20 protein-coding genes and 1 pseudogene are annotated in these 18,944 nt (G+C 62.9%); 7 read left to right on the top strand and 14 right to left on the bottom strand.

Annotated features, from left to right (window positions below; translation table 11 throughout):
* The first annotated feature begins 116 nt into the window (after window positions 1-116).
* The gene (locus tag K6M89_RS31180) at window positions 117-464 is read left to right on the top strand and encodes a DUF2290 domain-containing protein (RefSeq protein ID WP_313141654.1); all 348 of its coding nucleotides are present in this window, start codon (window positions 117-119) and stop codon (window positions 462-464) included.
* A gap of 208 nt (window positions 465-672) precedes the next feature.
* Here the strand turns inward: K6M89_RS31180 and cysK are convergent, their stop codons facing one another.
* From cysK to K6M89_RS24840, 3 genes are all read right to left on the bottom strand, one after another.
* Window positions 673-1,635, bottom strand: a complete 963-nt coding sequence (gene cysK, locus K6M89_RS24850; protein ID WP_004673946.1) for a cysteine synthase A — start codon at window positions 1,633-1,635, stop codon at window positions 673-675.
* A gap of 143 nt (window positions 1,636-1,778) precedes the next feature.
* Window positions 1,779-2,396: a LysE family translocator gene (locus K6M89_RS24845; RefSeq protein ID WP_222141349.1), complete on the bottom strand. Its 618-nt coding sequence runs from the start codon at window positions 2,394-2,396 to the stop codon at window positions 1,779-1,781.
* A 116-nt stretch (window positions 2,397-2,512) separates the two neighbouring features.
* Complete coding sequence (locus K6M89_RS24840; protein ID WP_222141348.1) at window positions 2,513-3,415, bottom strand: DMT family transporter; 903 nt, start codon at window positions 3,413-3,415, stop codon at window positions 2,513-2,515.
* Window positions 3,416-3,527: 112 nt separating this feature from the next.
* On the opposite strand from K6M89_RS24840, the gene K6M89_RS24835 reads away from it, so the two are divergent.
* Window positions 3,528-3,992: an Lrp/AsnC family transcriptional regulator gene (locus K6M89_RS24835; RefSeq protein ID WP_222141347.1), complete on the top strand. Its 465-nt coding sequence runs from the start codon at window positions 3,528-3,530 to the stop codon at window positions 3,990-3,992.
* 12 nt (window positions 3,993-4,004) lie between these two features.
* Here the strand turns inward: K6M89_RS24835 and K6M89_RS24830 are convergent, their stop codons facing one another.
* Entirely contained in the window at window positions 4,005-4,904 is a 900-nt protein-coding gene (locus K6M89_RS24830; protein WP_222141346.1) for a GNAT family N-acetyltransferase, read from the bottom strand.
* Window positions 4,904-5,374: a dUTP diphosphatase gene (dut, locus tag K6M89_RS24825; protein WP_222141345.1), complete on the bottom strand. Its 471-nt coding sequence runs from the start codon at window positions 5,372-5,374 to the stop codon at window positions 4,904-4,906. The genes K6M89_RS24830 and dut overlap by 1 nt, the downstream gene beginning before the upstream one ends.
* A gap of 90 nt (window positions 5,375-5,464) precedes the next feature.
* Here dut and K6M89_RS24820 point away from each other — a divergent pair, with 90 nt between their 5' ends.
* On the top strand, window positions 5,465-7,048 hold the full coding sequence (locus K6M89_RS24820; protein ID WP_096770709.1) for a peptide chain release factor 3: 1,584 nt from the start codon (window positions 5,465-5,467) through the stop codon (window positions 7,046-7,048).
* Between the two features lie 3 nt (window positions 7,049-7,051).
* Here K6M89_RS24820 and K6M89_RS24815 read toward each other — a convergent pair whose 3' ends face one another.
* Window positions 7,052-7,945, bottom strand: a complete 894-nt coding sequence (locus tag K6M89_RS24815) for a LysR substrate-binding domain-containing protein (protein ID WP_222141344.1) — start codon at window positions 7,943-7,945, stop codon at window positions 7,052-7,054.
* Window positions 7,946-8,059: 114 nt separating this feature from the next.
* Here K6M89_RS24815 and K6M89_RS24810 point away from each other — a divergent pair, with 114 nt between their 5' ends.
* Window positions 8,060-8,767: a glutathione S-transferase family protein gene (locus K6M89_RS24810; RefSeq protein WP_222141343.1), complete on the top strand. Its 708-nt coding sequence runs from the start codon at window positions 8,060-8,062 to the stop codon at window positions 8,765-8,767.
* A gap of 42 nt (window positions 8,768-8,809) precedes the next feature.
* Here K6M89_RS24810 and K6M89_RS24805 read toward each other — a convergent pair whose 3' ends face one another.
* The gene (locus tag K6M89_RS24805; protein ID WP_222141342.1) at window positions 8,810-9,196 is read right to left on the bottom strand and encodes a RidA family protein; all 387 of its coding nucleotides are present in this window, start codon (window positions 9,194-9,196) and stop codon (window positions 8,810-8,812) included.
* A gap of 28 nt (window positions 9,197-9,224) precedes the next feature.
* Here K6M89_RS24805 and K6M89_RS24800 point away from each other — a divergent pair.
* Window positions 9,225-9,814: pseudogene (locus K6M89_RS24800) on the top strand (Lrp/AsnC family transcriptional regulator).
* On the opposite strand, the gene K6M89_RS24795 reads toward K6M89_RS24800, so the two are convergent.
* The 5 genes from K6M89_RS24795 to K6M89_RS24775 form a co-directional block, all read right to left on the bottom strand.
* Entirely contained in the window at window positions 9,811-10,242 is a 432-nt protein-coding gene (locus K6M89_RS24795; RefSeq protein WP_222141340.1) for a DUF6841 family protein, read from the bottom strand. The pseudogene K6M89_RS24800 and the gene K6M89_RS24795 sit on opposite strands and share 4 nt — an antisense overlap.
* A 60-nt stretch (window positions 10,243-10,302) precedes the next feature.
* On the bottom strand, window positions 10,303-10,704 hold the full coding sequence (locus tag K6M89_RS24790; RefSeq protein WP_097579480.1) for a GFA family protein: 402 nt from the start codon (window positions 10,702-10,704) through the stop codon (window positions 10,303-10,305).
* A gap of 10 nt (window positions 10,705-10,714) precedes the next feature.
* Window positions 10,715-12,247, bottom strand: coding sequence for a S10 family peptidase (locus tag K6M89_RS24785; RefSeq protein WP_222141339.1), 1,533 nt, complete (start codon window positions 12,245-12,247; stop codon window positions 10,715-10,717).
* Window positions 12,248-12,379: 132 nt separating this feature from the next.
* On the bottom strand, window positions 12,380-13,672 hold the full coding sequence (locus K6M89_RS24780) for a CynX/NimT family MFS transporter (protein WP_222141338.1): 1,293 nt from the start codon (window positions 13,670-13,672) through the stop codon (window positions 12,380-12,382).
* On the bottom strand, window positions 13,669-14,346 hold the full coding sequence (locus K6M89_RS24775; protein WP_222141337.1) for a FadR/GntR family transcriptional regulator: 678 nt from the start codon (window positions 14,344-14,346) through the stop codon (window positions 13,669-13,671). Before K6M89_RS24775 ends, K6M89_RS24780 begins: the two co-directional genes overlap by 4 nt.
* A gap of 504 nt (window positions 14,347-14,850) precedes the next feature.
* On the opposite strand from K6M89_RS24775, the gene K6M89_RS24770 reads away from it, so the two are divergent.
* Window positions 14,851-15,663, top strand: coding sequence for a class II glutamine amidotransferase (locus K6M89_RS24770; protein ID WP_222141336.1), 813 nt, complete (start codon window positions 14,851-14,853; stop codon window positions 15,661-15,663).
* Window positions 15,664-15,797: 134 nt separating this feature from the next.
* Here the strand turns inward: K6M89_RS24770 and coaBC are convergent, their stop codons facing one another.
* Both coaBC and K6M89_RS24760 read right to left on the bottom strand, forming a co-directional pair.
* Window positions 15,798-17,006, bottom strand: a complete 1,209-nt coding sequence (gene coaBC, locus K6M89_RS24765; RefSeq protein ID WP_222141335.1) for a bifunctional phosphopantothenoylcysteine decarboxylase/phosphopantothenate--cysteine ligase CoaBC — start codon at window positions 17,004-17,006, stop codon at window positions 15,798-15,800.
* A 125-nt stretch (window positions 17,007-17,131) separates the two neighbouring features.
* Complete coding sequence (locus K6M89_RS24760) at window positions 17,132-17,896, bottom strand: SDR family oxidoreductase (RefSeq protein WP_097579485.1); 765 nt, start codon at window positions 17,894-17,896, stop codon at window positions 17,132-17,134.
* A 123-nt stretch (window positions 17,897-18,019) separates the two neighbouring features.
* On the opposite strand from K6M89_RS24760, the gene K6M89_RS24755 reads away from it, so the two are divergent.
* Window positions 18,020-18,931 (top strand): LysR family transcriptional regulator, encoded by a 912-nt coding sequence (locus K6M89_RS24755; protein ID WP_222141334.1) that lies wholly within the window; start codon window positions 18,020-18,022, stop codon window positions 18,929-18,931.
* Window positions 18,932-18,944 lie beyond the last annotated feature (13 nt).

Genomic DNA, 18,944 nt, shown 5'->3' with positions numbered 1-18,944 from the left:
CTCCTGCCTCCTGCTCCTTCAGCACCGCAATAATCTGCTCTTCCGTAAATCTCTGCTTCTTCATTCGTCCGTCCTTTGATCGGCCGGACTCTAATCAATTCTGGAGGAAATTCGCAGTGGCAGGTCAGTACCAGAACGATCCTGAACTCTATGAGTTTGAAGTTTTGTATGCTGACGTAATCCGCAAAGACGTTGTCACGACCCCAATAAGGTTCGACTTCGACGAGGCGGCTTTTCACGAAGTCATCCATCCAAAATCTCATTTCACGATAGGGCAGTATAAAAATTGCAGAATACCTGTCTTAACGGCTATGACTCCGTTTCGATTTGTCAATTTCGTGCTCCGCGCATTCTACAACAGCACATTTCAGGAGTATTGCTCCGAATGGAAGAGTAGTGCCCCAGACTTTCCTCAGTCAGCCACGGACCTCGAACGTGCTGATTTACATTTGGCGTTTAGTTGAGGTCAGAATCGGGAAGACATATTCTAGAATCGGGCCGCGAACAAAATGGTAGTGGCCGACTATCCCTTGCAAGCAAGCGTCGGCCTACCACAGAACTTTCGTCCCACTTCAATTGGGATGCAGGTGACGGCACAAAAGTAGGTGCGCCGAGGCGCTCCAATATTTTGCAGGATAAATTGCCGGCGGAAAGGCCCGGCCACAGCCACCTTTAGCTCCCCAGCCCCTCAAACAATGCCGTCGAGAGATAACGCTCCGCGAAGGACGGGATGATCACGACGATGTTCTTGCCGGCATTCTCCGGACGGCTGCCGACCTTGATCGCTGCGGTCAGTGCCGCACCCGAGGAGATGCCGACCGGGACGCCTTCGAGCCGGGCGACCAGGCGGGCCTGTTCGAAGGCCTCGTCGTTGGTGACGGTGACGACTTCGTCGTAGATGCCGGTGTCGAGGATTTTTGGGGCGAAGCCGGCGCCTATGCCCTGGATTTTGTGCGGGCCGGGATTGCCGCCGGAGAGAATGGGGGAATCGGCCGGCTCGACGGCGATGATCTGGATTTCGGGCTTATGACTTTTCAGCACCTGGCCGACGCCGGTAATCGTGCCGCCGGTGCCGATGCCGGAGACGAGGATGTCGACCGTGCCGTCGGTGTCGTTCCAGATTTCCTCGGCGGTCGTCTTGCGGTGAATTTCGGGATTGGCGGGGTTTTCGAATTGCTGCGGTATGATGGCGTCGGGAAGCGATTCCGCCAGCTCCTCGGCCTTGGCGATCGCACCCTTCATGCCCTTGGCGCCCTCGGTCAGCACCAGCTCGGCGCCGAGCAGCGCCAGCATCTTGCGGCGCTCGACCGACATGGTTTCCGGCATGGTGAGGATCAGACGATAACCCTTGGCGGCAGCGGCAAAGGCGAGCGCGATGCCGGTGTTGCCGGAGGTCGGCTCGATCAGCACGGACTTTCCGGGAGTGATCCTGCCTTGCGCTTCCAGGCTTTCGATCATCGCCACGCCGATGCGGTCCTTGACCGAGGCGATCGGATTGAAGAATTCAAGCTTACCGATCAGGTTGGCCACCACGCCCTTTTCACGGGCCAGCTTGTCGAAGCGCACGAGTGGCGTGTTGCCGATGGTCTCGGTGATCGAGGAATAGATGCGGCCGCGGCCGGGCTTGTGCGACATGGATGCCTCCCTTTGGACTTCGGTCCCTGAAATCGAAAGGAGAATAGGGGCAAAGGCCGAATGAGGCCAGCCCGCGTTGATGCCGGGAGAGCCGGACGCGAAGAAAAAAAGCTTTGAAAACCGTTTCTTGGCGGATGTTTATTTCAGGCCGCCCGCGCGGCGATGAAGGCGGCCGTGCCGGCCAGGATGCCGGCCGCAACCCGGTTCAGGGCCTGCAAGGCGCGCGGCTGTTTCAGCATCGTGCGGGCCCGCGAGGCGAGCAGCATATAGGGCACCAGCACGGCAATCAGCACGACGAAGGTGACGGCAAGCAGCATCGCATAGTCGCTGAGGCTGATATTGCCGATATCGATCAGCGTCGGCGCCAGCGCGACATAGAACAGCATGGTCTTCGGATTGCCGAGCGTCACCAGCAGGCCGGAGAGGAAGGACAGGCCGATATTGCTGGATTTCTTCGCCGCGATGTCCTGCGGCAGCAGCCCCGCCGTCCAGAGTTTCCAGGCGATATAGGCGAGATAAAGGGCACCGGCGATCTTGATGACGAGGAAGACCTCGGTGAAGGTTTGCGCCACGAAGGCAAGGCCGAGAATGACGGCGGTGAGATAGGTCATATCGCCGAGCACCAGGCCGAGACCCATGAAGAAGGTCTCGCGGAAATTCGAGCCGAGCGCGCGGGCGACGATGGCGGTAATCCCGGGTCCGGGAATGGCGGCTGCGATGAACAGCGCTCCGGCATAGGCAAGCAAGGCGGCAAGGCTCATATGTGGCTCCTCTTTCCCGGTGTTTTATATCCGGTAAGCCCTGCCATCAATCGGCCGGCGTTGATGGGTCCATCACCAGAAGAAATGCCTGCCGCCCTGTGCCTCCCCGCCTTTCGTTAGCCCTGAAGCGCCCTCGGCCGCAGCCAGCGCGGCGTCCAGCCGAGGTTCATGCCGGCCGCGGCAAGCAGGATGATGGCGGCGCCCGCGATCTGCATCGGCTGCAGCGCGTGGCCGAAGGCCAGCCGGTCGACGAGGATTGCGGCGATCGGATAGAGGAAGGACAAGGCCCCGGTCAGATGCGTCGGCAGCCGCTGGATGGCGCCGTAGAGCAGCACATACATCAGCCCGGTATGGACGACGCCGATGGAAACGAGGATCGCCCAGCTTCCGGCATCTTGAGGTGGCTGCGAAAAATCCGTCATCGGCGCCAGCATCAGCATGCCGGTTGCGACCTGGATCAGCGCGATCAGATGCGGCGGCGTGCCTTTCAGCCACTTCGCGGCAAGCGCTGCCAGCGCGTAGAAGAAAGCCGCGCCCAGCGCCATCAGGATGCCGAGGCCGTAGCCATCCGACGTGCCGCTGCCGGTCTCAGGTTTCCCCTCGACGATGGCAGCCATGCCGGCAAAGGCGAGCGTCAGCCAGAACAGCTTGGCGGCGGTGATCTTTTCGCCGAGAAACAGCGCCCCGAGCACCAGCAGCATGAAGGGCTGGGTGTTGTAGACGGTGGTGGCAATCGAGATCGTCGCATGCGAATAGGAGGCAAACAGCAGCAGCCAGTTGACGACGATGGCGATGCCGCCGAAGACGGCGATGGTGAAGGCGCGCAGCGTGAGGATGCCCGGCCGCAGCAGCCCGAGCGCGCCGCAGATGACAAGCAGGGTCAGCGCGCCGAACAGGCAGCGCCAAAAGACCACACCGCTGACCGGCTGGCCCGACATCACGACGAACCAGCCGATCGTCCCCGAGATCAGCATCGCTGCCGTCATTTCAACAGTGCCTCTTTTGATGTCGCCGCTCATGATCGCCTCCGTTTTTGCTGAGATGATAATATTGCGGCGACAGGCGAAATTATATAATGATAAAAATGAACTTCATCGCTGTACCCTAATAATAAAAGGGAAAGCCACGGTCATGCCTAACGATGTCCAGCCGCTCGATGAAATCGATCAGGCCATTCTCGAAGCGCTGGCCGGCAATGCCCGGATCTCGCTGAAGGAGCTGGCACAGCAGGTGGGGCTTTCCTCGCCGAGTGCGGCCGAGCGTCTGCGCCGGCTGGAGGAGCGCGGCGTCATCAAGGCCTTCACCATCGATCTCGATCCTGCAGCCGTCGGCTATCCCCTGCAGGCGATCGTCCGCGTGCGGCCGCTGCCGGGGCAGTTGCATATCGTCGAGCGCCTCATTCAGGAAATTCCTGAAATCGTCGAATGCGACAAGGTGACCGGCGAGGATTGTTTCATCGCCCGCCTGGTCATCCGCTCGATGACGGAACTCGACGGCCTCCTGGACAGGGTCGCCGAACGCGCCGAGACCAACACCGCGATGATCAAAGCCTCGCCGGTCAAGCGGCGCCTGCCGCCGCTTTCGCGCGGAAAGTAGATCGCGAAACGGTTAGAAATCGGCCATTGGGGAGAGCATCGCCGGAAAATGCGGGGCATCGTCGCCGAGCCCGCGCAGCATCAGCACCGTGCCGCTTTCAAACGGTTGCGGAGCGCCCGTCCAGTCGAGCTTGTCGGGCCGGAAGAGCACCTCGACGCTGGCCGAGGCAATGTCGAGCCCGCCGAAGATCGCGGCAAGCGACGGGATCTCCGCTGCCACGACATCGAGCAGGCTGAAGCGGCCTGACCCATCCATCTTCCAGGCGATGGCTGCCTGGCAGTCTTCCAGGAAGCTGATGCGGACATCGGCATCGAGCTGCGTGTTGATGAGAAACATCGCTGCATTTGTGGTGACCGAGAGCGTCGTCGAAATCGGGCTGCGTGCTTTCAGCAGCAATTGCAGCAGGGCGAGATCGTCCGCATTCGCCGGCAAAAACGGCCGGGCGGCTGTGGCGCCAATTGCGGGGGCGGGTGCGGTTCCCTCATATCGGTTCAGTGGTAACGCGCGAAAACCGTAAGCTTCGTAGAGCGACGGCTTATCGGTGTAGAGGATGACGGCTTCGAAGCCCTGCTGCCCGCACCAGTCGAGCGCCTTCACCGTCAGATCGCGATAGAGCCCGCGGCCGCGCCACTGCGGCCGCACCGCGCCGGATTGCAGCCCGGCGGCATGAACGATCCTGCCATTGAGGACGAAGGGCAGTGCAAAGGCCGAGAGATTGGCCGCAAGCTCGCCCTCGGCATCGAACCAGCCGAACGGCATGCTGGTGGGATCGGGGCCGCCAAGTTGTCGCAGCGGACCGATATCGATGCTGAAAATATCCCGGAGCAGGCGGACGAGCGCAGCCCAGCCGGCGGGATCGCCGAAATAATCCTGCCGGAAGGTCAGGCCCGCGCTGTCGAGGCCCTTTGCCATCACACGCCGGTGGAGCCGAAGCCACCGGCGCCGCGCGCAGTTTCGCTTGCCGCGGTGATCTCGGCCACCCGCGCCTGGGTCACCGGCGCGATCACCATCTGGGCGATGCGCATGCCGCGCTCGATGACAAAGGCTTCCTCGCCGAGATTGGCGAGCAGCACCTTCACCTCACCACGATAGTCGCTGTCGACGGTGCCGGGTGAATTCAGGCAGGTGATGCCGTGCTTGAAGGCAAGGCCGGAGCGCGGCCGCACCTGACCCTCGAAACCCTCGGGGATCTCGAAGATGAAGCCGGTCGGCACCAGCGCCCGCTTGCCGGGCGCAAGCGTCAGCGGCGCATCGCCGTCGACGGCGGCGCGCAGGTCCATGCCGGCCGCTCCCTTGCTTTCATAGGCGGGCAGGTCGAGCCCTTCGCCATTGGCCAGGCGGATGAGGTTCAGCGTCGGGCGCGTGTCGTGATGAATGGTCATGGCCCATTACTTTGCGCCCGCAGCGCCGAGGTCAATTGCAATGCCGGGCTTTAATCGTTAGATACGCGGCAATTCCACAGGATTCATAGTATGGCCGAAAGTCTCGCCGAGGCGGTCTCCCGCCGCCGCACATTCGCTATTATCGCCCACCCGGACGCGGGCAAGACGACGCTCACCGAAAAGCTGCTGCTGTTCGGCGGCGCCATTCAGCTTGCCGGCGAAGTCAAGGCGAAGAAGGATCGCATGCAGACGCGTTCCGACTGGATGAAGATCGAGCGCGAGCGCGGCATCTCCGTCGTCACCTCGGTGATGACCTTCGAATATAACGACAATGTCTTCAACATCCTCGACACGCCGGGCCACGAGGATTTCGCCGACGACACCTACCGCACGCTGACCGCCGTCGATGCCGCCGTCATGGTCATCGATGCCGCCAAGGGCATCGAGCCGCGCACGCTGAAGCTCTTCGAAGTCTGCCGCATGCGCGATATCCCGATCATCACCTTCATCAACAAGATGGACCGCGAAAGCCGCGATCCCTTCGAGATCCTCGACGAGGTGGAAGAGAAGCTGGCGCTGGATACGGCGCCGATCACCTGGCCGATCGGACGCTCGAAGACCTTCTGCGGCTCCTATCACCTGGCCAACAGCACCGCCCGCGGCTCCGACACCGAAGTCGAAACGACGCCGGTCAACGGCCCGCAGGCCGTCGCCGGCAAGCTGCCGGAAAACGAGCGCCAAGCCTTTGTCGAGGAGACCGAATTAGCGATCGAGGCCTGCCGTCCCTTCGACCGCGACTCCTTCCTCGAAGGCCATATGACGCCGGTCTTTTTCGGCTCGGCGCTGCGCAATTTCGGCGTTCGCGACCTGATCAACGCGCTCGGCGAATTCGCGCCGCCGCCGCGCGACCAGGTGGCCGATACCAGGACTGTGCATGCGACCGACGACAAGATGACGGCCTTCGTCTTCAAGATCCAGGCCAATATGGATCCCAACCACCGCGACCGCATCGCCTTTGCCCGCATCTGCTCCGGCAAGCTCGAACGCGGCATGAAGGCGCGGCTCGCCCGCACCGGCAAGCAGCTCGGCCTGACGGCGCCGCAATTCTTCTTCGCCTCGCAGCGCCAGCTCGCCGACACCGCCTATGCCGGCGATGTCGTCGGCATTCCCAATCATGGGACGCTGCGCATCGGCGATACGCTGACCGAGGGCGAATCGCTGGTCTTCCAGGGCGTGCCGAACTTCTCGCCGGAAATCCTGCGCCGCGTGCGCCTCGAAGACGCGATGAAGGCAAAGAAGCTCAAGGAAGCGCTGCAGCAGATGGCCGAAGAAGGCGTCGTCCAGCTGTTCTCGCCGGAAGACGGCTCGCCCGCAATCGTCGGCGTCGTCGGCGCCCTGCAGCTCGACGTCTTGAAGGAGCGGCTGATGGCCGAATACGGCCTGCCGGTCTCCTTCGAAATGTCGCGTTTCTCCGTCTGCCGCTGGATCTCCGCCGACCAGCCGGCCGATCTCGAAAAATTCCTGACCGTCAAACGCGGCGATATCGCCCGTGATCTCGACGGCGATCCCGTCTTCCTCGCCCAGGACGCCTTCTCGCTGCGTTATGAGGCAGAGCGCTATCCGGCAATCAAGATGGTCGCCATCAAGGAATATCACGCCGCCAAGGCGGCGTGATCATCATCCGGTCAGCCGTTCCGCCAGGAAATCGACGACGGCGCGCACTGCCGGCAGCTGGCCGCGCCGGTGCGGCATCAGGATCGTCGTCTCTATGCTGCCGGCCGTCCATCCCGGCAGCACCCGCACCAGCCGCCCTTCAGTCAGCGCCTTACGGCAGACGGATGCCGGCAGGCAGGTGATGCCAAGCCCCGCCGCCGCCGCTTCCATCAGCACATAGGGCTCGTCAGCCGCCATGACGGACTGTAGCGTGACCACTGCCTCGTCACCGCCATCGGAAAAGAGCCGCCATTGGTTTTCCGTCAAGCTGGTCATGATCGTCGCATGCTCCGCCAGCTCCTCCGGCCGGCGCGGTTGCCCATGGGCGCCGATATAATCGGGCGAAGCGAGAATGAAGAAAGGGTGACTGGCGAGCTTGCGCTGCACCAGCGCCGAATCCGGCAGCGGCGCGCGATGGCTGCGCAGTGCGATGTCGAAGCCTTCCTGCACGATGTCGACGAAACGGTCCGTCACGTGCACGGAGAGCCGGAGCTTCGGATAGCGGGCCGCCAGCGCCGGCAGATGCTCCGTCAAGGTAAACTGCGCCGTCGGCACCGAGGCCGTCAGGCGAACGCTGCCGGCCGGTTCCGCCAGATGCCGCCGCACGATGCCCTCGGCCATATCAGCCTCGATGATCGAGGCCTGGGCATGCTGAAAGAATTCGCGCCCGAGCTCAGTCAGCGCGAAGCTGCGTGACGTGCGCTGGATCAGCCGCACGCCGAGGCGCCGCTCCAGCTCCGCGACCCGCTTGCTGACCGTCGATTTCGGCATGCCGAGATGTCTCGCGGCGGCGGTAAAACTGCCGCTGTCGACGGCCTGGACGAAGAGATGCAGGTCGTTGAGGTTGAAAAGCGCCATTGCCATCTTCCAGATATGTGGACATTGCGATGCAATTATAGCCTCTACCGCATGATCGTCCACGTCTTCACATTGATCCTGTCCCAACGGGTTCAATTCTGAAAGGAACGACTGATGTCACCCATATTGTTTTACGGCGTGCCGGAGGGCTGCTCCTTCGGCTCGATCGTCGCGCTGGAATGGTCCGGCCTGCCTTATCGGCTCTGCCGCGTCGAGATGCCGGAAGTGGTTTCCACCGATGAATACAAGCAGATCAATACAGTCGGCGAGACGCCGTCGCTGTTGCTCGAGGATGGCAGGACGATCAGCGAAAGCATGGCGATCCTCAACCATATCGGCGCCTGTGCGATCGGCAGCGGTCTGGGCTTTGCGCAGGGGTCGGAGGATTTCGATCGTCAGAACCAGATGCTCGCCTTCCTCAACACCAGTTTCTTCGCAGCCTTCGGCCCGCTCTGGTATGCGTTGGAGCACCCGCTGGAGCCGCAGCAGAAACAGGCGCTTACGGCCTACGGCACCGCCGCGGTCGAAAAGGCGCATCACACGCTTGAGCATCTGCTTGCTGGCCGCGAATGGCTTCTCGGCAACGGCCCGAGCCTGGCCGATGCCTATTTCGTCGGCATCGCCCGCTGGAACGATTTTCATAAGGTCGTCGAGCGACGACAGTTTCCCGGCCTGCATCGCCTCTATGAGCGCATGCAGCAGGAGCCGGCCGTGCGTTTCGCACATGCGATCGAGCATCGGCAGGATGCAAAAAGCAGCGGCGGTTTTCTCGGTGAAGTCGATCTGGCCGAAGCTCTCGGCCTATTGAAGCAGGCGGCCTAAATCGTGTGGCCATCGCAGCTTCGGGTGCGATGGCCATGGCCCTCAGCCGGCCGCGACGATCTCGATTTCGACGAGCCAGTCGTCGCGCAACGTTTCGACGATGATCGCCGTGGTCGGCACGGCGCGGCCGCCAAGTGCGCGAAGACGGGCGTTCTGGTTTGCCTCGACAAAGGCGCCGTCGCGGAGATAACTCGTCAGGCGCACGATATTGTCCACCGTCATATCGGCCGAGGCGAGGATGGTGCTGAGGTTGGACCAGATGAGATCCAGCTGCCCTTCAAGGCCGTCCGCCGCCATTCCCCTTTCATCGAGGCCCATCGTGCCGCTGACGAAGAGCAGCCTGGCGGGATGTCTGACCTCCAGCGCATGGATGTAATCGGGACTTGCCGCATAGATCCCGCGTGCCGTATTGTGCTCAATCATTTCCATCGACTCCGCCTCCTTTCCGAATGATCTATTGAAGAACCCCAATATCGCTGATTATTCTTCGGCAGAAGGGAGATTCGCCGAATGGGAAAAAATACAGACGATCTTCAGCAGAAGTGTCCGCAGCCGCCGGTCATCGATGCTTTCGACCGAAGAATATTAGCCGCGCTCGCCGCCGACAGCAGTCAAAGCTACGCCAGGCTTGGCGAAGCGGTCGGCCTGTCGGCGCCGGCCGTGCACGAGCGTGTGCGCCGGCTCAAGCAATCCGGTGCGATCAAGGGCGTTCATGCCGCGCTGGATGGCGCAGCCCTCGGCAAGCCGCTGCTTGCCTTCGTGCATGTGGAAGCGGCCGGCTGGGGCAAGAGCGAGCGGCTGATGCAGGTCTTGCGTTTTCCCGAGGTCGAGGAGATGCATTCGGTCGCGGGTGACGCCAGCATTCTCTTCAAGGTCCGAACCGCCAGCCCGCAGGCATTGGAGGCCTTTCTCGCGCAGATCCATGCCGTTCCCGGCGTCACCGGCACCCGCAGCTATATCGCTCTTTCCACCTATCTCGAACGTCCGGTGCAGGCGGGCGTGACGGAGAGCTGGCCGGAAACGCCGCTGCCCGCACCAGGCAGCTAGCCGATCCCGTGTTTTTTTAGAAGCGCCTGCTCATCGCCTGACACCCAGCCGAAAACCTTCGCCTCGTCGCTCAATTTCTGCACGAGGTAGTGAACATCAAAATCTATGGCCACGTTCGGTCGATCCTCGCGAGCATAGATCGCCGTCCACGCGACATGGGCCAAGCAATGATATTCATCGATCGGGGAGATGCTGATATCGCGTATCCGCATCTCCTTGGTCCCTATTGCCCGATAGCGGGCGTATCCCTGCTCCATGGCTTGCTTGAGTTGATCGTCGTTTTTTCCGGTCATGACGCCGGCCGGCGAGGCTGCAATGAAATCCGAGGCATACAGTGATGCGACCTCATCCATATTCACGTCGTTGCCGAGGGATCTGTTAAATAAGTTTTCGTATCGCTCGAAGAGCTTCCGTACGGCGGTCTCCATCAGTCGCCCTCCTCGTGCATTCTGAGGTCTGGGACCAATATGGCGTACAGAATCTTCATCTCAATCCTCGCCGTCGAACCGCGGCAGCGGTTCGATATTCTCCACCCAGGGCAAGGCTGAGCGGCACCATATCTGTTTCTGCGGCATCAGTTCCCGCCGCTGGTCGATGCTGCCGAGACGGATGCCGATGGCGCTGCCTTTACCATTGGTGCGGTAAAGCGGCGAGCCGCAGGTCGGGCAGAAGAACTGCCGGCTGAGGCCGCCGCTGTCGCCATATTTGCTGTATTCGCGCGGTTCGCCCGATATCAGCGTGAAGCGGTCCGATCGCGCCGGCGCGGTGACGCGATAGGCGGAGCCCGTCAGCCGCTGGCAATCGGTGCAATGGCAGATCGAAACCCGCTCCGCGTCGATCTCCGCCTGATAGCGGATCGCGCCGCAATGGCATCCTCCTGATATATGCATCGGCAAGTCCTCAATCTGCCGGCGGGGTCGCCGGCCGCTTGGCATAAAAGGCCTTGGCATCCGTCGTAAAGGCGACCCGCTGGTCGGCATTCGTGTAGAACATATGGCCGCCGCGATAGAGTTTCAGCCCGACGCGGCCCCTGCTAAGCGAAGGCGGCAGATGGTCGACGACGTAGCGGCTGACGCCGTAAGGCGTCACCAGATCGCTGTAGCCATGGGCGATCAGCAGATGAAATGCAGAGTTGGAGGCGAGCAACTGCCTGATGTCGTCGGTGGCGCTGGCCTGCAAGCGCGTCCCGCCGCCGCGTCCGCCACCCCATTCCCAGCGCCGGCTGATATCGCCGTCGAGCAGCGAATAGGTTATCTCGGTCTTGAAGCCGAGTTGGCTGCGGGCATAGTCGGCGAAGGCGCCGCCATAGGCGCGGGTGAAACCGTCTAAGATGGCGTCGTCGCCGCGGTCGTAATCCGATTCCGGATAGGGGTCGGGGGCGGCAAAGGAAGCGTCGTAGGGGCTCATCACCGCGCCGCTGGCGCCATCCGAATGTTTGACGAAGGAATTGCCGAGGAAGCCGCGGTTGCGCGCCACGATATCCTCAGGGATACCAGTCAGTCGGGCAATCCTGCCATAAAAGGCGGCGGCATTGCTCCCTGTCGGCGGTGGGCCGGCGAGCGTCGTCAGATAGTCGCCGAGCGCGAAGGTTTCCGCCTCGCGCTGCTTCTCTTCGTCAAAAGCGTTGTGCCGGTCGAGCTCGGCGGCCGCCAGCGACGGCAGCTCAAGTGCTGCGCCGAGCGCGAATTGATCGGCGTTGAACATCAGCTGGCCTTCGAGCAAGGGCGAAAGCATCACCGCGCCGGCGACGACGATGCCCTGGCTTTCCTGCAGCACGGAGGCGACCTTGGCGGCGCGGAAGCCGCCATAACTTTCGCCGAGAAGATATTTCGGCGAATTGGAACGGTTGTTGTGCGCGACATAGAGCGCGATCGCCTTGGCGATGCTCTGGGCGTCGGCGTTGACGTTATAATAGTTGGAAGCGTCGTCGGCCTTGACCGTCCGGCTCCAGCCGGTGCCGATCGGATCGATCAGCACAAGGTCGGTGAAATCGAGCCAGCTTTGGGGATTGTCGACCAGCTTCGCGTTGGCGCCGTCGCGTCCCTGAGGTCCGAAATCAAGCACCTTCGGTCCGACCAGCCCGAGATGCAGGAAGGCGGAAGCCGCCCCCGGCCCGCCATTGAAGGCAAAGGTCAACGGCCGGTCGACCCCCGCGTCTTTCGCGACATAGGCGGTGTAGAAAATCGCGCCGGTCCGGGCGCCGTCCTGGCCGAAGAGATCGAGAGTGCCGGCGGTTGCGGTATAGCCGATCTTCCGGCCGCCGATCGTCAGTTCGTGTTCGGTGACGGAATCGGCCGGCAGCAGCTTCAGCACGCCCTCGCGCACGCTGCGCTCGACATTCGCCTTCGGTTGACCGCCGTCCTGTGCCGGAGAAAGGGCAGGGAGCAGCGACGCCGCCAGCGCGGCCAGCAGAAACAGGGGTTGTATACGCAAAAATGTCTCCTCCGGCGGTGCGGCATGCGGGTTGAGATAGCGTAGCATCCGCAGCAGGCGACCGGCATCAAGAGATGGTGATGGGCCGGTGAGCGAGCTACTGAGGGAGCAAGTGAGCGCGTGAGGAGCGGCTCAGCATGCTTTCTCGATCGCGCGTACATTCACCTCCAGCGGCCGGCCGGCCTTCCAGCCGTTGATCGCGGCCGCGAGCCCGAGCGCGACGAAGAGAAGCGCGCACCAGGAAAAGCTGCCGGTCCAGCCGCGAATGAGGCCGACGATGAGCGGGCCGACGGCGGCAAGCAGATAACCGACGCATTGCGCCATGCCGGAGAGATGGGCGGCGACATCGGGATCGCGCGAGCGCAGCACGACGGTCGTCATCGCCGCCGCGATCAGCCCGCCCTGGCCGATGCCCTGCAGCAAAGCCCAGAGCCAGACCGTCGACAGCGGCGCGAAGAGCAGGCCGAGCAGGGCGACGACGGCGATGCCGCAGAGGCCGGCATTGATCAGCCGCTGATCGCGGCCGCGCACGGCGATATGCGGCACAACAAGGCAGGATGCGGCCTGCACCATCACCGACAGTGAAACGATCACCCCGGCGGTGACGCCGTCGAGCCCGCGTTCGCGCAGGATCGGAACCAGCCAGCCGAAGACGCAATAGGCGAGCGCCGATTGCAGCCCCATGAACAGTGTCACCTGCCAGGCAAGCCGGTCCTGCCAGAGGCCTTTGACGTGGGTTCCGTTTCGTCTTGCCTGGCCGCTGCTGCGCAGCACCTGCGGCAGCCAGATCAGGCCGACGGCGAGCGCCGGCAGCGCCCAGATGGCGAGCGCACCCGCAAGCGAGCCGCCGAGCGCGTGCTCGAGCGGCAGTGTCAGCCCGGCGGCACTTGCCGCACCCGCGCAGAGCGCCATCGTATAGAAGCCGGTCATCAGGGCGGTGCGTGTGGCGAAATCCCGCTTGACCAGCCCCGGCAGCAGCACGTTGCCGACGGCAATGCCGGCGCCGGCGAGCGCGGTGCCGATGAAGAGCAGCGGCACGGAAGAAAGCCCGCGCAGTGCAGTGCCAAGGGCGAGAAGCAGCACAACGGCGAGCAGCGTACGCTCCGAACCGAAGCGCTGGGCAAGCCGCGGCGCCAGCGGCGAGAAGGCGCCGAGGCAAACAACCGGCAGCGTCGTCAGCAGGCTGGCGCCGAGTGCTGTGAGACCAAGTTCCGAGCGGATTTCGGGCAGAAGCGCCGAGGCGCTTGAAAAGACCGGACGCAGGTTGAAGGCGATCAGCACAAGGCTGGCGCCGAGCAGCAAACGATCTGCGGCACCGCCCACCGGTGTCGCCTGCGGCGGCGGCAGGCTGCCGGCCTCGGCGTCGATCAGCAGTTCGTCGGCCGGGTCGAGCGTGGCGGCGAGATCGTTGGAAGGCGCATTCATGACAGGATCATCCGGTCGAGGGCGGCGAGAACCGGCGCCATGAAGCGGCGCACCGCCGCACCCGCCGTGTCGGGATCGCCGGTTTCGATCGCGTCGACGATATCGGCATGCGCCTGCATATCCGGTTCGGGAATATCCGTCCCCAGCGTCGCCGCGATGGTTTCGGCGATCGAGGTCGAGAAGAAGCTGTAGATCTCGACCATCGCCCGGTTGCCCGACGCGGCGATGACAGCCTTATGGAAGGCGAGGTCGCGCTCGATGAAGCCGGCCTTGTCGCCGCCGTCGTAGGTACCGCGCTCGGCAAGCAACCGGCGAAGCTCCCTTATCGTCCCCGGCGTCTTGCGGATCGCCGTCAGCCGGGCGGCCTCGACGTCGAGCGCCAGGCGCGCCTCGAACTGGTCTCGCAGGCTGGCGCGCCGCGCCATCGTCAGCGGCCGGCCGGCATCGCTGGTCGAGCGGACATAGGTGCCCGACCCTTGCCGCGTTTCGAGATAACCCTGGGAGACGAGGACACGTACCGCTTCGCGCACCGTGCCGCGGCTGACGGAGAGCATGGCCGACAGCGAGGCTTCATTCGGCAATTTATCGCCGACCGCCCAGCGTTTGCTGAGGATGTCGCCGCGGATCGCCTCGATCGCCTCATCGGCGAGATTTGTCCTGCTGATCGATCGCATAGGGCCATTCATAAAGTCATCGGGTGACTTTATGAATAATGGACTTTCTTCTTCTCGTCAAAGCAAAATCCGGGCAATAAAAAGGGCCGCCTCAGCGACCCTTTCCATGAGTTTGGCCTCGAACTGGCCTGGACTGTCAAAGCAGCCCCAGGAAGGCGGGTTTTAGAGCGAGGGCTGCCTCGCTTTCATCACCTCTTCCATGCCCGTTACGAGGTCCGAAATCTCACTAGACATTGGATCACCTTCCTTTCGTTCTGTTGCTGATAGACCCAAGGTAGGACGATTCTTTCGAGATGCAAGCAGAAATCCCCGTCTATGCCCGGCCTCTGCGGATCTGACCGTTCACAAAAAAACACAGAGCTTTGCTGAATTTGAAGGCGCCGGGCGCCACGAAACCGTCATCTTGCGCTTGCAAACCCGCCGCGCGTTAAGCTGTTATTAGCCTTCACGTTCGACAATTTCAGCATTCCCGCCGAAGCGGCGGCGGGTCCCGGAGCAAAAGCCATGTGTCGCTGGGCAGCCTATCGCGGAGACCCTCTCTATCTCGAGGAGCTGGTATCCTCGCCCGCCCATTCGCTGATCGAGCAGTCCCATTGCGCCACCCGCGCCAAGACGGCGACCAATGGAGATGGCTTCGGCATCGCCTGGTATGGCGACAGGCCCGAGCCCGGCCGCTACCGCGATATCCTGCCGGCATGGTCGGACTGCAATCTGAAGAGCCTGGCGCGGCAGATCCGTTCGCCGCTCTTCCTCGCCCATGTCCGCGCCGCCACGGGTGGCGGCACGCGCCGCGACAACTGCCACCCTTTTACCCACGATACCTGGTCCTTCATGCATAATGGTCAGATTTCAGGCTTCGAGCGCCTGCGCCGACCGATGGAGGCGATGCTCGACGACGAACTGTTTAATGTCCGCAGCGGTACGACCGATTCCGAGCTGATGTTCCTGCTGGCGCTGCAGTTCGGCCTGCGGGAGGCGCCGATCGCCGCGATGGCGGCGATGGTCGGTTTCGTCGAAGACCTGGCCGAGCACACCATCGGCTCGATCCTGCTGCGCTTTACCGCCGCCTTCTCCGACGGCAATACGCTCTATGCGATCCGCTATGCCACCGATCGCAAGGCGCCGACGCTCTATGCCTCGCCGGTCGGCGCCGGCTATTGCCTCGTCTCCGAGCCGTTGAACGACGATGTCGACGCCTGGGCGGAAATTCCCGATGGCAGCGCCGTCACCGTCGGCAAAAACGGCATCGACGTCGCGGATTTCCGGCCGGAAAATCGGCGTGTCGCCAAGCTGCAGCCTTTGGCTGCCTCCGCCTAATCCTCGTCGAAAATCGAAGCGATTTCCTAAAGCGTGTCGCGATCTTTCAGATTCGCTTTTCACGCTTTAGGTCTTTGTTTTCACGCATGTCTTTATCGCAAAACCGCTGCACACTTTTGCGAGACATGCTCTAACTATGCGCGGAATCGCTCGGCGATCAGCGCCGCCAGCCGTTTGGCGACCTCTTCCTTGGTCAGGTCGGGCCATTGTTCGACACTGTCGTGGCGAATGAGTTTAACGCTGTTGCGGCTGCCGCCCATGATGCCGGTCGCGGGAGAAACGTCATTGGCGACGATCAGGTCGGCGCCCTTGCGCTCGAGCTTCGCCCTCGCATTGCCTTCCACGTCCTGGGTCTCGGCGGCAAAGCCGATCACCAGTTTCGGCCGCATCGTGTGATGGCCGACGGTTTTGAGGATGTCGGGATTCTCGGTCAGGGCCAGCGTCGGAATGGATTCGCCCGGATGTTTCTTCAGTTTCTGGTCGGCGGCCGAGGCGACGCGCCAGTCCGCCACCGCCGCGACCATGACGGCAATATCGGCCGGCAGCGCCGCCAGCACGGCATCGCGCATTTCCTCCGCCCGCTCGACATGAATGGTGTTGACGCCGACGGGGTCGGCGATCGTCACCGGCCCGGAGACGAGCGTCACCTCGGCGCCGAGCTTGGCAAGCGCTGCGGCGACCGCATGGCCCTGCCGGCCGGAGGAGCGGTTGGCGATGTAGCGCACCGGGTCGATCGGCTCATGCGTCGGTCCTGATGTGACGATCGCCTTGCGGCCCTTCAGCGGCTTTTCCCCCTCGTCGAGCATGGTTTCGGCGGCAGCGACGATGTCAAGCGGCTCCGCCATCCGGCCGAGCCCCGCCTCGTGGCTTTCCGCCATCTCGCCGGCCATCGGCCCGACAAAGCGGACACCATCTTCCCTAAGCCTTGCCGCATTGCGCCGGGTGGCCGGATGTGCCCACATTCTCGGGTTCATCGCCGGAGCCGCAAGCACCGGCCTCGCCGTTGCCAGGAGCACCGTAGAGGCGAGATCGTCAGCAAGCCCGTTCGCCATCTTCGCCATCAGATCGGCGCTGGCGGGCGCAATCAGCACGAGATCGCAATCGCGCGCCAGCCTGATATGGCCGACATCCTGTTCGTCCTGCCGTGAAAACAGATCGGTGAAGACATGATCCGCGGCCAGGGCACCGACGGCAAGCGGCGTGACGAATTCCTGCGCCGCTTTGGTCATGATGGGACAAACGCTCGCACCGCGCTCACGCAGCCGGCGGATCAGATCCAGGCTCTTATAGGCGGCGATGCCGCCGGAAATGATGATGAGGATGCGTTTGCCGCTGAGAGCCATGGCTTTCTACCCGTCGCCTTTTTTTGCCCGGCTTCGACCCTAAGCCTTTGGCGCAGAACATGCAATCGCGCGAACGGGCTGGAGCGGGATCCCCAGCCCGCCGGCCAATATCATGCCGCGCCGTCTCAGCTGCGGGTGATCGAAATGCCGCCGTCGACCAGCGACGCCGTGCCGGTGACGAAGCTGGCATCGTCGGAGGCGAGGTAGAGAACCGAGCGGGCGACTTCTTCAGGCGTCGCGACACGCTTCAGGGCATGCATATTGGTGACGGCAGCCTGCTTGTCCGCCGTATCGTTCATGTCGCGGTACATATCGGTATCGACGGCGCCCGGCAGCACGGCATTGACGCGCACGCCCTGCTGTCCGAATTCGGCGGCGAGCGCCTGCGTCAGGCCGATCAAGCCGGATTTGCTGGCGGCATAGGCGGCAACGCCGGGAAAGGCGAAGCTGTAGCCGACGAAGGTCGAGGTGAAGATCACCGAGCCGCCGTCATTTTCCGCCATCGCGCCGATCTGGTGTTTGGCGGCGAGGAAGGATGCGGTGAGATTGACCGCCAGCGCTTCGCTGAAACCTGCTTCCGAGACACCGGTGCTCGGACCCGCCTCGCCGATGATGCCGGCATTGTTGAAAGCGATGTCGAGCTTGCCGTAATTGGTCACGGCGGCCGCGACCAACGCCTTGTGATAGTCTTCCGACCGGACGTCGCCGGCCACGGCCACGGCATCACCGCCCTCGGCCTTGATCTCCGCCACCAAGCTGTCGAGTTCGCGCTCGCGGCGGGCGCCGACGACGACCTTGGCGCCTTCGGCGGCAAAGAGCTTTGCCGTGACGCGGCCGATGCCGGAGCTTGCGCCGGTGACGATTGCGACCTTGTTGTTCAAGCGGTTCATGGTTCCATCTCCTATGTTGAAGCGAGACGGCCTGCCGTCCCTTCCGTTGAATGGAAGATGGCATTTTCTTTTCGTTCGGATTAGTCTCCAGCTCGGGGAATTCGAATTCGGAAAGAGCGAACAATGATCAGGGTCGAAGGCATTGCCGCTTTCGTTGCCGTTGTCGAGGCCGGCTCGGTCAGCGAGGCGGCCCGGCGGCTGCGGCTCTCAAAATCCGTCGTCAGCGAAAGGCTGGCAGAACTGGAAAAGGCGCTTGGCGGCACGCTGCTGCACCGTACGACCCGCAAACTCACTCTGACCGAGGACGGTGCGGTCTTCCTGGAACGGGCCGGGCGCATCGTGCGCGAGATCGAGGAGGCGGCCGCCGACATGGCTGAGCGGCGCGGCACGCTGTCCGGGCCGATCCGCATTGCTGCACCCGTCACCTTCGGCCGCATTCATCTCGGTCCGGCGCTCTATCCCTTTCTCGCCGAACATCGCGATATCCACCTGACGCTCGATATCGACGACCGCCGTGTCGACGCGGCCTCGGACGGCTATGACGCCATCATCCGCAACGGCCCGCTCACCGACAGCCGGCTGGTCGCCTGGAAGCTTGCGCCGAGCCGCCGCCTTCTCTGCGCCTCACCGGATTATCTCGCCCGCCAGGGAATGCCGACCTCGCTCGCCGACTTGAACAGCCATCGCGGTATCTTCTACACCAATCGCGGTGTCGCCGACTGGCGCTTCCAGACGCCGGAGGGTGCGATCCTCGTCCGCGCAAAACCGGCGCTCGGCATCAACAACGGCGATATGCTCCGCGATGCCGCGATTGCCGGCCTCGGCATTGCGCTGTTGCCCACCTTCATTGCCGGCCCGGCCATCCGCGAGGGACTGCTTGCCGAAATCGATGTCGGTCACAGGCCGGAGGCCGAATTCATCTACATGGCCCATCCCGCCGGCCGGAACCCCTCGGCCAAGCTGCGCGCGATCGCCGATCATCTGAAGAAGAGTTTTGGCGATCCGCCCTATTGGGATATTGCGGATAATCCATGAATTCGAAGGTTCG

It is taken from the genome of Rhizobium croatiense, from assembly GCF_019793465.1.
In the GTDB taxonomy this organism is placed as follows: Bacteria; Pseudomonadota; Alphaproteobacteria; order Rhizobiales; family Rhizobiaceae; genus Rhizobium; species Rhizobium croatiense.
This window is presented reverse-complemented; position numbering and strand designations above follow the sequence as displayed.

Excerpts from the sequence above, each read along its gene's own strand:
- K6M89_RS24815 (WP_222141344.1), bottom strand. The coding sequence starts at position 7,945 with ATGGCGCTTTTCAACCTCAACGACCTGCATCTCTTCGTCCAGGCCGTC.
- K6M89_RS24845 (WP_222141349.1), bottom strand. The coding sequence starts at position 2,396 with ATGAGCCTTGCCGCCTTGCTTGCCTATGCCGGAGCGCTGTTCATCGCA.
- K6M89_RS24820 (WP_096770709.1), top strand. The coding sequence starts at position 5,465 with ATGGCCGAAAGTCTCGCCGAGGCGGTCTCCCGCCGCCGCACATTCGCT.
- K6M89_RS24795 (WP_222141340.1), bottom strand. The coding sequence starts at position 10,242 with ATGGAGACCGCCGTACGGAAGCTCTTCGAGCGATACGAAAACTTATTT.
- K6M89_RS24830 (WP_222141346.1), bottom strand. The coding sequence starts at position 4,904 with ATGGCAAAGGGCCTCGACAGCGCGGGCCTGACCTTCCGGCAGGATTAT.
- K6M89_RS24770 (WP_222141336.1), top strand. The coding sequence starts at position 14,851 with ATGTGTCGCTGGGCAGCCTATCGCGGAGACCCTCTCTATCTCGAGGAG.
- dut (WP_222141345.1), bottom strand. The coding sequence starts at position 5,374 with ATGACCATTCATCACGACACGCGCCCGACGCTGAACCTCATCCGCCTG.
- K6M89_RS24790 (WP_097579480.1), bottom strand. The coding sequence starts at position 10,704 with ATGCATATATCAGGAGGATGCCATTGCGGCGCGATCCGCTATCAGGCG.
- K6M89_RS24805 (WP_222141342.1), bottom strand. The coding sequence starts at position 9,196 with ATGGAAATGATTGAGCACAATACGGCACGCGGGATCTATGCGGCAAGT.
- K6M89_RS24755 (WP_222141334.1), top strand. The coding sequence starts at position 18,020 with ATGATCAGGGTCGAAGGCATTGCCGCTTTCGTTGCCGTTGTCGAGGCC.
- K6M89_RS24810 (WP_222141343.1), top strand. The coding sequence starts at position 8,060 with ATGTCACCCATATTGTTTTACGGCGTGCCGGAGGGCTGCTCCTTCGGC.
- cysK (WP_004673946.1), bottom strand. The coding sequence starts at position 1,635 with ATGTCGCACAAGCCCGGCCGCGGCCGCATCTATTCCTCGATCACCGAG.
- K6M89_RS24840 (WP_222141348.1), bottom strand. The coding sequence starts at position 3,415 with ATGAGCGGCGACATCAAAAGAGGCACTGTTGAAATGACGGCAGCGATG.
- K6M89_RS24780 (WP_222141338.1), bottom strand. The coding sequence starts at position 13,672 with ATGAATGCGCCTTCCAACGATCTCGCCGCCACGCTCGACCCGGCCGAC.
- coaBC (WP_222141335.1), bottom strand. The coding sequence starts at position 17,006 with ATGGCTCTCAGCGGCAAACGCATCCTCATCATCATTTCCGGCGGCATC.
- K6M89_RS24760 (WP_097579485.1), bottom strand. The coding sequence starts at position 17,896 with ATGAACCGCTTGAACAACAAGGTCGCAATCGTCACCGGCGCAAGCTCC.
- K6M89_RS24775 (WP_222141337.1), bottom strand. The coding sequence starts at position 14,346 with ATGCGATCGATCAGCAGGACAAATCTCGCCGATGAGGCGATCGAGGCG.
- K6M89_RS24835 (WP_222141347.1), top strand. The coding sequence starts at position 3,528 with ATGCCTAACGATGTCCAGCCGCTCGATGAAATCGATCAGGCCATTCTC.